This is a genomic window from Mogibacterium diversum (genome assembly GCF_938028775.1).
Lineage (GTDB): Bacteria > Bacillota > Clostridia > Peptostreptococcales > Anaerovoracaceae > Mogibacterium > Mogibacterium diversum_A.
The window spans coordinates 133,644-146,324 of the sequence record NZ_CALIZG010000007.1; the positions used below are offsets into that span (position 1 = coordinate 133,644).

Annotated in this window: 10 protein-coding genes and 2 tRNA genes; all 12 read right to left on the reverse strand. The window is 37.0% G+C overall.

Translation table 11 applies throughout. The features are described from left to right. A complete protein-coding gene (gene hisS, locus Q7O90_RS01400; RefSeq protein WP_304126546.1) occupies positions 1-1,254 on the reverse strand; it encodes a histidine--tRNA ligase in 1,254 nt (417 codons plus the stop codon). A gap of 22 nt (positions 1,255-1,276) precedes the next feature. Beyond that, positions 1,277-2,656, reverse strand: coding sequence for a coproporphyrinogen dehydrogenase HemZ (gene hemZ, locus Q7O90_RS01405; protein WP_304126549.1), 1,380 nt, complete (start codon positions 2,654-2,656; stop codon positions 1,277-1,279). After that, on the reverse strand, positions 2,649-3,272 hold the full coding sequence (locus Q7O90_RS01410; RefSeq protein ID WP_304126552.1) for an MBL fold metallo-hydrolase: 624 nt from the start codon (positions 3,270-3,272) through the stop codon (positions 2,649-2,651). The genes hemZ and Q7O90_RS01410 overlap by 8 nt, the downstream gene beginning before the upstream one ends. Continuing rightward, on the reverse strand, positions 3,272-5,449 hold the full coding sequence (locus tag Q7O90_RS01415; protein ID WP_304126650.1) for a RelA/SpoT family protein: 2,178 nt from the start codon (positions 5,447-5,449) through the stop codon (positions 3,272-3,274). Before Q7O90_RS01415 ends, Q7O90_RS01410 begins: the two co-directional genes overlap by 1 nt. A gap of 55 nt (positions 5,450-5,504) precedes the next feature. After that, positions 5,505-7,778, reverse strand: a complete 2,274-nt coding sequence (gene secD / locus Q7O90_RS01420) for a protein translocase subunit SecD (protein ID WP_304126555.1) — start codon at positions 7,776-7,778, stop codon at positions 5,505-5,507. Between the two features lie 243 nt (positions 7,779-8,021). Next, positions 8,022-8,438, reverse strand: coding sequence for a preprotein translocase subunit YajC (gene yajC, locus Q7O90_RS01425; protein WP_304126558.1), 417 nt, complete (start codon positions 8,436-8,438; stop codon positions 8,022-8,024). Between the two features lie 46 nt (positions 8,439-8,484). Continuing rightward, positions 8,485-8,571 (reverse strand) — tRNA-Leu (locus Q7O90_RS01430). A gap of 27 nt (positions 8,572-8,598) precedes the next feature. Continuing rightward, positions 8,599-8,680, reverse strand: a tRNA-Leu gene (locus Q7O90_RS01435). 141 nt (positions 8,681-8,821) lie between these two features. After that, positions 8,822-9,541: a hypothetical protein gene (locus Q7O90_RS01440; RefSeq protein WP_304126561.1), complete on the reverse strand. Its 720-nt coding sequence runs from the start codon at positions 9,539-9,541 to the stop codon at positions 8,822-8,824. 3 nt (positions 9,542-9,544) lie between these two features. Continuing rightward, positions 9,545-10,930 (reverse strand): Mur ligase family protein, encoded by a 1,386-nt coding sequence (locus Q7O90_RS01445; protein ID WP_304126565.1) that lies wholly within the window; start codon positions 10,928-10,930, stop codon positions 9,545-9,547. Positions 10,931-10,977: 47 nt separating this feature from the next. After that, positions 10,978-12,012, reverse strand: a complete 1,035-nt coding sequence (locus Q7O90_RS01450) for a sugar-transfer associated ATP-grasp domain-containing protein (protein ID WP_304126569.1) — start codon at positions 12,010-12,012, stop codon at positions 10,978-10,980. 59 nt (positions 12,013-12,071) lie between these two features. Continuing rightward, entirely contained in the window at positions 12,072-12,671 is a 600-nt protein-coding gene (gene coaE, locus Q7O90_RS01455; RefSeq protein WP_304126572.1) for a dephospho-CoA kinase, read from the reverse strand. Between the last annotated feature and the right edge of the window lie 10 nt (positions 12,672-12,681).

Sequence of the window (12,681 nt, forward strand, 5' to 3'; positions counted from 1 at the left end):
TTATTTTTCAATCTCCTTAGTTATATCTATGGCGTTAATTTCTTTTTGCTCACCGCTATGCATATTTTTTAGCGTAACTATACCCTTTTCAATCTCGTTATCACCGATAACAACTGAGTATCGTGCATTTAGCTTATTAGCATACTTCATCTGACCTTTGAGATTTCTGTTTAGAGTATCTATGATTGCCGAAACGCCACCCGCTCTTAATTTGTGAACTAAATCGAGCGCATAGAGTCTAGCTTTATCACCGATAAATGAAACAGATATATCTGGAACATTTGGATCATCTACGATAATATCGTTTTGCTCCATAAGAATAAGCAATCTCTCTTTACCTAACCCGAATCCAACACCAGGAATTGAAGGTCCACCAATTTCTTCTACTAAGTGGTCATATCTACCACCTCCGCAAATTGTTCCTTGTGCACCAATCTTTGTTGTTACAAACTCGAAAGCAGTCTTCGTGTAATAGTCTAGTCCACGTACGATTCTTGGATCGACAACATAAGAAATATCCATTGCGTCAAGATTAGCTTTCAATGCCTCGAAAGCAGCTTTACAATCATCGCAAAGGTAATCGAGCATATATGGTGCATCTTTAGCAATCCTCTGATCAGTAGCGTCTTTGCTATCGATGATACGCATTGGATTTGCCTCAAATCGATCTTTACTAATGTCTGATAGTTCCTCGTAATATGGTCGTAAATAATCTTGAAGAGCCTTTCTATACACCGGTCTGCATTCTCTGCAACCAACGCTGTTGATTCTTAATTCAACATCTTCAATTCCAATTTTTTTAATAAAATCAGATGCAAGTGCTATGACTTCAGCATCAGCCATCATATCTGGAGTACCAAAATTCTCGACACCGAACTGGTGGAACTCACGAAGTCTACCAGCCTGTGGTCTCTCATACCTAAAACAAGGCGTATCATAATAATACTTAGTTGGCTGCATTTCTGCATAGTCATGACTTTCAATAAATGCTCTAACAGCAGGAGAAGTTCCTTCAGGCTTCAAAGTGATGCTGCGATGGCCAAGATCCTCAAATGTGTACATTTCCTTCTGTACTATATCGGTAGTCTCACCAACACCTCTGTTAAAAAGTTCAGTACTTTCAAACATAGGTGTCCTCACTTCTCCAAAACCATAAAGGCGGCAAAGTTCCGAGAATTCCTTTTCTATATATTGCACTTTGTATGAATCCCTTGGCATTGTATCCTTGGTTCCTTTTGGTGCTTTTATTGCCATAATCTCCTCCTAAATAGTACTCTTAATCAAAATATTTATGCTTTCTAGCAATAATGTTATCAATCCGTTCTACGTACATTCTATAGTCGTTTATATTAGGTATGCGTTCTAATCGGTTTTCTGATGGAAAATAACGCTTTCCAATCGCTCCTGCGCCGAGCCCAATAATTGTCTGCATCTCTTCCATGATTCTTATGTTATACAAAGAATGTAGACCCGGGATACACCAACCGGTGTTTTCAAATGATCCCATCTGATGCTTCTGCCTATATACGTAATAAGGTACAAAACCAGCTGCATGAAGTATAGTAGACGCTTTGTCTAACATCGTCTCTACCTCTCTTACCCCTCTCAGATGATAATCGGGATCTTCTTGTTTGAGTTTAGAGCCTCGTTTTACAGATAATGTATGCACGGTAATGTTATTAGCACCTATATCTATTAACTTCTCAATAGTGTTTTCGATATCATCAGCTGTTTCATCTGGAAGACCAGCTATAACATCGGAATTTATAACCTCAAATTCATATTCACGAGCAAGCTTGAATGCATTTCTTATGTCATCACTTGAATGAGATCTTCCGATTTTCTTAAGTGTTTCATCATTCATTGATTGAGGATTTATGCTGATGCGTTTTACGCCAGATTGCTTTATTGCGTTTAATCTATATTTATCTATCGTATCTGGTCTACCAGCTTCAACTGTTGTTTCTATATCTCTCAGTTTAATGTCAAATGAGTGCTCTATCGAATTAAATAAAGAAACAAGTTCGATAGCATTTAGAGAAGTTGGTGTGCCGCCACCAAAATATACACTTTCAATGTTCTTGCCAGATCCTCTAAAGAGCCTGCCGCATTCAGTTATTTCCTTTTTAAGCTCCGGAAGATATCTGAGAATTGACTTATCTCTAGCAAGCTCAGAACCAAATGAACAATATGAGCAGATGCTAGGGCAAAATGGAATGCTAGTGTATATTGACCATTTGTTGCAGTCAGCAACTGGCACATTTTCAATCTGGTATCTTAGAATCTCATCTATAAGTTTTCTTTTGCCATCTGAAACCATATATATATCAGATAAGCCCTTTTCAACTTCGGAAAAATCGTATCCTTCTAGATAGAGATTCATCGCAGGCTTGAGAGGTTTAACACCTGTCAGAGTTCCCCAATCAGGGGATTTGCCAGTAATTTCAGATAGTGTTCTAAATATATCGCGTTTTATACAATCTCTATCTTGTCTCAAATCAGCGTTAAAAATCAGACTGTAATCACCAAGTGCTAAATTGTCTGCATTTTCTATATTAATTGGTATAACCTCATATTCATCGTCAGCAAAAAACTCTCGAGCTAACTCCGAGTAGTGATGTTCGTTATATATTCCATTAACATACAATCTATACAAAAGGATTTTCCCTCATCTCTAATTCAATAGTTGTGGATGGTCCATGACCTGGATATACAATCGTCTTACCATCTAGTTTAAAGAGCTTGTTCTGAATTGATTCCTTGAGATGCCCCCAATTTCCACCATATAAATCTGTTCTTCCAACGCTCTTGAAAAACAAAGTATCACCACTGAACAGATTGCCATCTGCAAGTATGCACATACCCCCTTTAGTATGACCTGGTGTGGTGATAAACTTGAGGGTTGTGTTTCCAAGCATAAGTTCTTCGTTATCAGCAATGTAGATATCAGCTTCTAAGGCGATATCTTCATTCGTGTATTGCTTAGTTCCATTGATTGACGAATCGGTTATCATCTCATGCTCATCAAAATTTACAATCAGCTTTGCATTAGGATAATTGCTCTTATATTCATTAAGGGCAATTATATGATCCCAATGTGCATGAGTCAGAATAATATAACTTAACTTATTCTCTCCTCCGATAAAAAAATCGATAGAGTCATTGTGACAGCCTGGGTCAATTACTGCACAAAGCCCTGTAGCATCATCCTTTACTACATATGTGTTCTCTCCTATTGGAGCACATTCAATTCGTTTAACATTTATACTCATTATGATCTAGCCCTATATACCTCTGAAATACCTGGAACATTACGAAGCGCTATTAAAAGTCGTTGCATCTGATGTGTATCTGATATTGATACCGTTAGTGTACATGTAATATTGTTGTCTTCGGCTGGTCTCATATTAACTCCAGAAAGCTTTATATCTAAATCTTCGCAAACCTTTGATATATCACTAAACAGCCCTTTTCTATCCTGCCCAGAAACAAGGACATCCGCATAGTATGTCTGACCGAGTTTAGGAGTTTCCCATTCTACCTGAATAAGTCTTCCCTTCTCATCATTCGGTAAGCTAAGTATATTAGTGCAGTCTTTTCTGTGAACAGTAATTCCCCTACCTTTTGTGATAAAGCCGATGATGTCATCACCAGGTACAGGATTACAGCACCGAGCAACTTTAATAAGAAGATTATCAGACCCTTTAACAGTAATTCCAGGTGTCCCAGAATTAGATTCATGCTTTATTGGTTTCTTTTTTATTATTTCTTCAGCTTTTTTTTCTTCTTTATGTGTATCTTCGATATAGTAATCGATAAGCCTTTGACCAAGTCTTACCTGAGCTGCTCCTCCTCCAGAAATAGAGGAGTATAACTCATTTATGTTACTCATACCTAAATCTTTAACAGCCTTAAGTAGGTAAGAATTTTTTGCAACAAGTGCAGGATCATACCCTTTTTTTCTAATATAGTTAGTGATATTATTCTTACCTTTTTCAACTATATTAGTCTTATCAGCTTTGCGTAACCAATTTCTAATCTTATTTTTTGCCTGAGAGCTCTTTGCGATATTAAGCCAATCCATGCTAGGGCCAGCAGAGTTCGCTGAAGTGATAATTTCTACGATATCACCAGTGTTAAGCTTATGGTCAATAGTGACCATCTTTCCGTTAACTTTAGCACCAACGCACCTTACGCCTACATCTGTATGGATTTTAAATGCAAAATCGATAGGCGTAGACTCCGCAGGAAGTTCAACAACATCACCATGCGGTGTAAAAACAAATACCTGATGATCAAATAAGTCAACTTTTAAAGTCTCAAGAAATTCTAGCGAGTCATCAGTTTCCTTTTGCCATTCGAGAGCCTGCCTTAGCCACGCTAATTTCTTTTCATCTTCATCTTCGGTACCGACAGCCTTTCCTTCTTTGTATTTCCAGTGAGCAGCGATACCGTATTCTGCAATGCGATGCATCTCCTTAGTCCTAATCTGAATTTCGAATGGATTCCCATTATCATCTAGGACGGTTGTGTGTATCGATTGATACATATTTGGTTTTGGCATTGCAATGTAATCTTTAAACCTACCAGGAATAGGAGTCCATTTAGTATGGACAAGCCCCAGAGCAGCATAACAATCTTTAACATTATCGACGATGATTCTGATAGCAGTTAAATCAAAAATTTCATCTAACTGCTTCTTCTGTATTACCATTTTCTTATAAATGCTATATAGGTGCTTAGAGCGCCCCATTACTTCGCATTCAATATGTGCATTATCCAGTCCTTCTTTAATTTCGGATATTAATCGCTGAACAACGCTTTCCCTGCGCTCTCGTCTCTGACTTACTTTGCTAGATAGCTCCTTATATTCGTTTGGATGAAGATACATTAGAGCTAAGTCTTCTAACTCAAATTTAATACTGTATATACCGAGTCTTCCGGCAAGTGGAGCATAGATCTCAAGTGTTTCTAGAGCCTTCTCCTCACGCTTTTTTGTCGGCATATATTCTAAAGTTCTCATATTATGAAGTCTATCGGCAAGCTTAATGATTAGCACTCTAATGTCTTTCGACATAGCAAGGAACATCTTTCGAAAATTCTCAGCTTGAAGCTCTTCTTTTGAATCGTATTTGATATTGCCAAGTTTGGTAACACCATCGACTAGAAGTGCAATTTCTTCACCAAAATCTTCGACTAATTGTTCGCGAGTATATGGAGTGTCTTCGACGACATCATGCATCAGTCCAGCAACGATTGTTTCTGTATCCATGCCAAAATTAGCCAATATAAAGCTGACAGCAATAGGATGAATTATGTACGGTTCCCCGCTTTTCCTAAGCTGACCTTTATGCAGATTATTAGCTATTTCAAATGCCTTAACCACAAGCGGTGAATTATACTTGTGGTTAAGACTTTCAAGCTTAGCTATAAATTCTTCAGTTGTCATAACTACAGCTTCTGACTGCAAATTGATGCCTCCATTAGGTTTAATATATATATTTTTATTTAATTATACCGTCATTCTCTCGTTTAGCGCGCTCGATCCTCCTGCGCTGCTTTTCGTTTTGCTCTATGCGTTTTGCGTACTTTGACATATTCTGCTTACGCATCGACTCATAAAGGAGTGGGCTGCATAAGAATATTGATGAATATGTTCCTACCGATACACCAATAATTAATGGTATCAAGAACTGTCTAATTTCTGATGAAACCAGGAAGAACAGAGGAATCATAACAACGATAGTTGTAAGCGATGTCATGATCGATCTCGATAGGGTCTGATTGATACTATCATTTATGAGTTCCACAACCTCTTTACGCTTGTAGAACTTTGTATTCTCACGTATTCTATCAAACACTACGATAGTGTCATTGATGGAATATCCTACAACGGTCAATATACCAGCGATAAACGGATTGTTAATCGTAAATCCAAATATTGCGTAAATAGATAGTGTAACTAATACGTCATGACCCAGTCCGCTAACAGCAGCAAGTCCATAGTTCCAGTTTTTAAATCTGAATCTTATATATATAAGCATGCAGAAGGTTGCTATGAGTACGGACTTAACAGCATTATGTCTCAGCTCTTTTCCTACCGTTGGTCCAAACTCTTCAGATGAAAGAACTGCGCCTTTCTTCAAGCTGTACTTTGAATCAATTGTATTGATTACTTCCTGTCGCTGATCCGCTTTCAGCGCTTTTATTGTTCTAATTACAATTTGATCATTCTTATCGCCAGCATATACAATCTGAGGGTCTAGTTTGTGCTTGGCAATCGTTTTCTTAACTTCCTCGATATTAACTTTCTTACCCATATCAAGCTGAATAGTCGTTCCACCTGTAAAGTCAATTCCGTAGTTGAAACCCTTAAACCCGGCACAAGCGATTCCGATGATAATTACGCTAAGTGAAAGAGCATAGAATTTCTTGCGATTTCCGATGAAGTCAAACTGACGCTTTAGTTTAAATCTAGGAGTACCATCCTCATTTACACCAAAATATTTGTTCTTTCCAAATGTTTTGCTATCAGCAAGCAGTGTAACGTATAACTGAGTAATAATTACAGCCGTGAAAATACTACAAATCGTACCGAGCATCAGAGTAAGAGCGAAGCCCTTAACCGCTGTAGTACCAATTAGATATAAAACAATTGAAGCAATCAGTGTCGTGGTTTGAGAATCAACAACCGTTGATAGAGCAGATTTAAATCCTGTATCAACTGCCGCCCTGATAGATTTACCCTTTGATATTTCCTCTCTGATTCTAGTAAATATAATAACGTTTGAGTCAACGGCCATACCTATTGAGAGAATTATACCAGCGATACCAGGAAGGGTTAGAACTGCCCCTAGTGCAGCCATAGCTGCCAATACAACGAGAACATACAGCGATAGTGCAAGGTCAGCAATGAGTCCTAGTAATCCATATGCTACAAGCATAATTAGGAAAACAATAGCGAGACCGATTATACCGGCCTTAACAGATTTAACTAGAGCGTTTGCTCCAATAGTCGCAGTTTCAACAGAAGAATTGACTTCGGTTAGAGATGCAGGGAGTGCACCTCCTCTAATAAGAGATGATGTCTGCGAAGCTTCTTCTTTCGAAAAACCGCCCTGTCTAGTAATCTCACAACTTCTGCTGTTTATAACGCTTTTCGCTGTAGGTGCAGAAATAACTTTGTTATCAAGCATAATGATGATTGACTGTGCATCAAACGCACTACCATCAGAATTCTTTAGAGTTGAAGTTACAGCGCCTTGAGAAGTCTTTTCAGTCGCCTTTGCAAATTTCTGTGAACCTGCAGAAGTGAAGTCCATAGTAATCTTATATCCACCATTATTTGAATCTGTACTAAATGATGCATCCTTGATATCATTACCATTCATAATCTGAGTGCCATCAGCGAGTAAAAATCTAAGCTGTGCAGTCTTACCGATCTGCTTGATGGCAGTATCAGCATCATCAACTCCTGGCATCTCGACACGAACTTTATTATTACCTTCTACAGAAACTGTTGCCTCTGAAATACCCATTGCGTTAACGCGGTTTTCGAGTACTGATTTAGTCTGATCCATAAGTTTACTGAGATCAGATCCAGTTGCTTTCGTATCTGCCTGAAGTAATACATACACCCCACCGTTAATATCAAGACCGTATTTGAGCTGTTTGTTAATGCTCTTAATGGGACCAGCTCCATTAATAGCAATAGCCCATCCAATAATGATAATAGCTGTCACTAATACTGCTAAAAACTTTTTTGTTCCAGTTTTCATAATTATGAATTGCCCTTCCTCTGTCATGTAATGAGGACATAAGTCCCCAATTATTAATTAATACTTCAAGATATTTTACATTATATAGGTGTTTTCTTCAAGTGATAAATCCGTTGATAAATAGCTATTTTGAGCATAATTCAAAATAAGGTTATTTACGACCTTATTTGTCGTTAATTTAGATAGTATTTTAGTAAAAAAACAAATAAAAAAGGTGTGCAACATGCACACCTTAAACTGTAATTATTCTGCATCCTTTTCAGTGTCTTCCTTGCTATCAGCTTTTTTAGCTCCAAGCTTCTTTGGAGTAACCTTCTTGGATCTGTTAACATGTGACTCTTCTGCAGGTTCAGCTTTTTCTTCGGGCTGTTTATCTTCCTTTTTGTCAGATTCCTGTTTGCCAACAACGCTACCTACAGCAGATTTAACAATTTCCATTTTAGTCTTGCCTGAACCAGTTTCGATAAGAATTCTATCATCCTTAATTCTTACAATTTTTCCGACAATACCACCAATTGTGACTATATTATCACCAGGCTTAAGAGCAGCTCTCATGCTAGTAACTTCTTTGTCACGCTTTCTCTGTGGTCTAATAAGCATAAAGTAGATAAGCGGTATAAATACCAGTATTAAGACGATATTGTATAAACCTGTCTTCATCTCTGAACCTCCATATTTTCGTTATGGTAATAAATTAAAATTAAACTGGTGCCGGCGATGGGGGTCGAACCCATACGGTATTACTACCACGGGATTTTGAATCCCGCGCGTCTGCCAATTCCACCACGCCGGCAAAATTCTTATTTTTTTGTAAAAAAAATGGTGTGGCTGACTGGACTCGAACCAGCACGGTCTCCCACATGCCCCTCAAGCATGCGCGTCTGCCATTCCGCCACAGCCACACGACTATTTAAATATACAAAATAATCGCTTTAATTGCAAGTAAAATATAAAAAAACTTTTAAATTAATCAATGATAACAATCAAATGAACAAGAGAAATTTAATTAGACTATGTACCTGTCCAAATTAAGTTTTAATATACTAGTAATAAAAACCTGTCTTATCATCTGTGTACTGCTTAAGCCTAATCTCGTAAGCAGCTTTAGCTGTATCGTAAAATGCAGGCTTAAATTCAGACATGCCAATTTCATTAGCAAAATCAATTGTAAAATCGGGATTGAGAATCAGTAAGGGACCAAGTAAATACGTGCCCATAAAATTTTTATAATGAATACCCTCACGTGTTTCTTTACTGTTAAACCCAGGGCCTCTAATGGTATCAAAAAGTGGTTCAATTTCATCATCATAGAAACTATGACCAAATTGGCTTTTAAATCCAACTATCTTAATATCATTATACATGCCGACATAGAGTGAATTAAAACGTTTGGCTAGAATATCTCTCTCAGTGTGATAATTGAAAATTTTAAGACAGTCAATCTTTTCCCCTGTCTTATCGATTATATATTTACCAAAAACCTCAACAGCATTGCCAGTAACTAAAAAACGCTGCCCTTGCTCTATAGCATCTTTCATTTCGTCGACATACATTGATGCATTATCTATAAAAAGCTGCTGACCGCGTTCAGTCATAGTTCCTCTGTATACAAGATCGACTTTACCCTTGTTTAAAAAAGTGGGACGCTCACCAATATTTGTTTCTATTATTTCAATCTCTGGAAAAGAATCCTTAAGATACTTAATATTGGCTGAGTCTCCATATAAATTACTGAGCTCTGGATAAAGCATTTCGATAATCATTTACTACACCTTCTCGTTTTTATCAATCCTATTTAGATGTTCTTCTAGAATTTTTCTGACTTTTCGTGCTGGTGAAAGCGGATCAGTTCCATAAAGCAAGAATATGGTTTCCCCTTCTTTAAACTTTAACTCTTTTACGCAGTCAAGAGGATCTATTACATATTTAATTTTTTCTTCTTTAACTCCAGCTGAAAGCAGTCTTAATTTAAAATCTAATCCTCTAGACCCTGTAGTAACTACAGTTTTAATTCTGTCATCTGCGAGTAGCTCAAAATCCGCATCATAAAGCCAGCACATATTTTCTGACCATGTGGCATCGTCTTGGAAGTTATTGTTGAATAAAAGAAGTTCCTTATCTCCAGGCTGTGCTTCGATGTATTCAAACACTCTTGAGCTCGCATATGCATTTCTATCCTTACAAAGAACAGAACTTAATTTAATTCCACCAGCTTCAAATTCATTCAGTCTTTCTTTTGTTATATGAACGCTTCCTACAGCTTCTTTAATTTCATCCACTTTATAGTTTAATTCACTCAGAGTCGCTATAAGCGTTAACTCATTATAAATATTGAAAATTCCATTATTAAACAGGTGAAATCTGCAGTTCTCACCTTCTAGGAACACGTTCATCGTCATGGAATCGATATTTACATCTGTTGCTAAATAATCAGCAGTAAATGATTTGAAATTACAATTTGGACAATATGCCCTACCTATATTGCTGTATCTGTTCTTTGTATACTTCAATTTCGAATTGCATACTGGACAAATCGGGCAGTCGTCAATAAGATTCGTACAGCAATTTTTGTCGCTATCAAGTGATTCAATGCCAAAATAGACCTTGCTATTGTCAGGACACATCAGTGAAGATATAAGATCATCTGCATTTAAAATGAGTCTTGTAGATTTGTCAATGTTAGCTTCAAGAATTGACCTCATGTATTCTGGATGTCCATTTCTCATTATAGAATCACGCGACAAATTAGTAACCACGAGATAATCTATATGTATAAATGGGAATATTCTTCTAGAAGATAGCTCGTCTATTTCAAAGACTGCTATGTCATAGCTCTGTTTTCCAGCCAAACTTACACTATTTATGAGTGACGTTGTAATACCAGTGATTGTATTAGAACCAGCGGAATTATTAAGTACCTTCTCTCCTAAAAAAGTAAGGGCGTCATTAAGTAGATTAGAACATGTAGTTTTGCCATTAGTTCCAGTAATTCCGATTATCTTATCAGGTAGCTCAATATACTCAAGAAAATTAGGACATATTCTAATAGCTACTATACCGGGAAAGTTAGTGCCATTATGCCCAGTAATCTTAAGCGCAATAATAGATAGCTTTGCAATTAAGAGAGCGCAGAAAAAGCGCAATTTACCCATTTATTCGTGCCAACCTTTCTCCATTAGCATACAAGCTTAAGTGCGAATTATTTGTATAGTTCATCCTTGAAGCTAGGGACAAGCTTTAAAATATCAGGAATAACACCGATTCTACTAGGATTCTGATATGGAAGCTGCATGTAGTCATATGCAGTGTAATCATTTCCTTCAACAATTTTAGGTCCTTTATTGGTAACAGCAACATCCCATCCTACATATCTCATCTCGGGAACCTTCATTGCTGCTCGCAGAATCATTTCTTTAGCTTCCTTGAACATAGGTACCTCATAATTTGTTAAATCATAGCCAGTATCAGGGTGTTTTGTATATATCAAATCAGTATCGGTATTTCCGCTGTGAAAAGGGAAATGAACAATCCCTGTTTCCAAATCTATTGGAGCGTGAATACCGTGAACATCGATAAAACGACCATTTACGCCAAATTTCTGAGCGGCAAAAAATAAATGTGGTTCGTTGTCATCGCCTATAATTGTAATCATACGCATTGTATTAAGTGCAGGTTCATATACTTCGCGAATCTTATCGTGATTTATTAGATACTCCTCAACAACTCCGAATCCCTTTTCTTTTATATAGTCATAGAATGCCTCAGCATTTTCGAAGTCTGACATTCTGATAATCTCGGCGCCCTTTCCGCATGAGAGATCAAGCATTTTACCAAACCCAACTTCGTTTTCATTGTAAAAGCGTGTTGCCTCATCAAGATCACAGTTAAGTGCATCAAGAAAATCTCTATCGATAAATTCTTCAAATACTTCATCGAACTTGTTTTTATTATCAAAAATCTTTGCTTTTTCAGGATTGTTTAGAAAAGTGATTAATTTTTTGCTACGCATACGCGTCATGTACGTATCACGCATTTTATCATCTAATTCATAAAAATGATAAGTTATGTAATCGTAATATCCACTACCGAATCGTCTGTAGCAGTGATATATATCTCTTATAATACTAGATTTACTTTTTCCACATCTTCTATTAATTTCAGTAGTTACATCATTTAATTTTGAGAATCTCGCTCCCGAAAGTACCCTAAGTTTATAAAGAAAATTTGCACTCATAACTCTACCTCACATAATTTAAGACATATAATTTTATCACAAATATTACTATCCCTCAATTATGTCCCTAGTTTATATTTATCTAAAAGCACATTAACAGCATCTTTCAAATGATCTACCGTCGAATTATTCTCTATGATATCAGATGCAAGTAGAGATTTTTCTTCATCACTTAACTGCGAATCAATTATTTTGGTAATCATTTCTGCATCAAGCCCATCTCGTTCAGCCACCCTTGCTATTCTTTTAGTTTCATCTGCTACGACTAACCAAACTGCATCAAAATCATCTTGCATATCATATTCAAATAGAAGTGGTGCCGCAACGAAAACAGCGCTCTTTCCTGATAGTTCATAGCCTTTTAAAATGCGATTAATAGTCTTGATAACAGATTTAGTAACTATGTCCTCAAATTTTTGTTTCATTTCATTGTTACTAAATATAAGAGTGCGAATATATTCACGTGATAGCCCATTTTCAATTGAAGCAATATCGGGTCCAAACACCTCGGCAATGCGTTCAATCGCACATCCTCCTGGACCTGTCATCTCACGCGATATCACATCGGCATCTACGACAGTAAACCCTAGATATTCCAGGTAATTAGTAACGGCGGTTTTTCCCGAACCAATTCCCCCTGTAATGGCAATCCTTAACATATGATGAAGC

Bases quoted from the DNA above. Each gene is read 5' to 3' on its own strand.
- hisS (WP_304126546.1), bottom strand. From the start codon at position 1,254: ATGGCAATAAAAGCACCAAAAGGAACCAAGGATACAATGCCAAGGGAT.
- Q7O90_RS01410 (WP_304126552.1), bottom strand. From the start codon at position 3,272: ATGAGTATAAATGTTAAACGAATTGAATGTGCTCCAATAGGAGAGAAC.
- Q7O90_RS01415 (WP_304126650.1), bottom strand. From the start codon at position 5,449: ATGACAACTGAAGAATTTATAGCTAAGCTTGAAAGTCTTAACCACAAG.
- secD (WP_304126555.1), bottom strand. From the start codon at position 7,778: ATGAAAACTGGAACAAAAAAGTTTTTAGCAGTATTAGTGACAGCTATT.
- yajC (WP_304126558.1), bottom strand. From the start codon at position 8,438: ATGAAGACAGGTTTATACAATATCGTCTTAATACTGGTATTTATACCG.
- Q7O90_RS01440 (WP_304126561.1), bottom strand. From the start codon at position 9,541: ATGATTATCGAAATGCTTTATCCAGAGCTCAGTAATTTATATGGAGAC.
- Q7O90_RS01445 (WP_304126565.1), bottom strand. From the start codon at position 10,930: ATGGGTAAATTGCGCTTTTTCTGCGCTCTCTTAATTGCAAAGCTATCT.
- Q7O90_RS01450 (WP_304126569.1), bottom strand. From the start codon at position 12,012: ATGAGTGCAAATTTTCTTTATAAACTTAGGGTACTTTCGGGAGCGAGA.
- coaE (WP_304126572.1), bottom strand. From the start codon at position 12,671: ATGTTAAGGATTGCCATTACAGGGGGAATTGGTTCGGGAAAAACCGCC.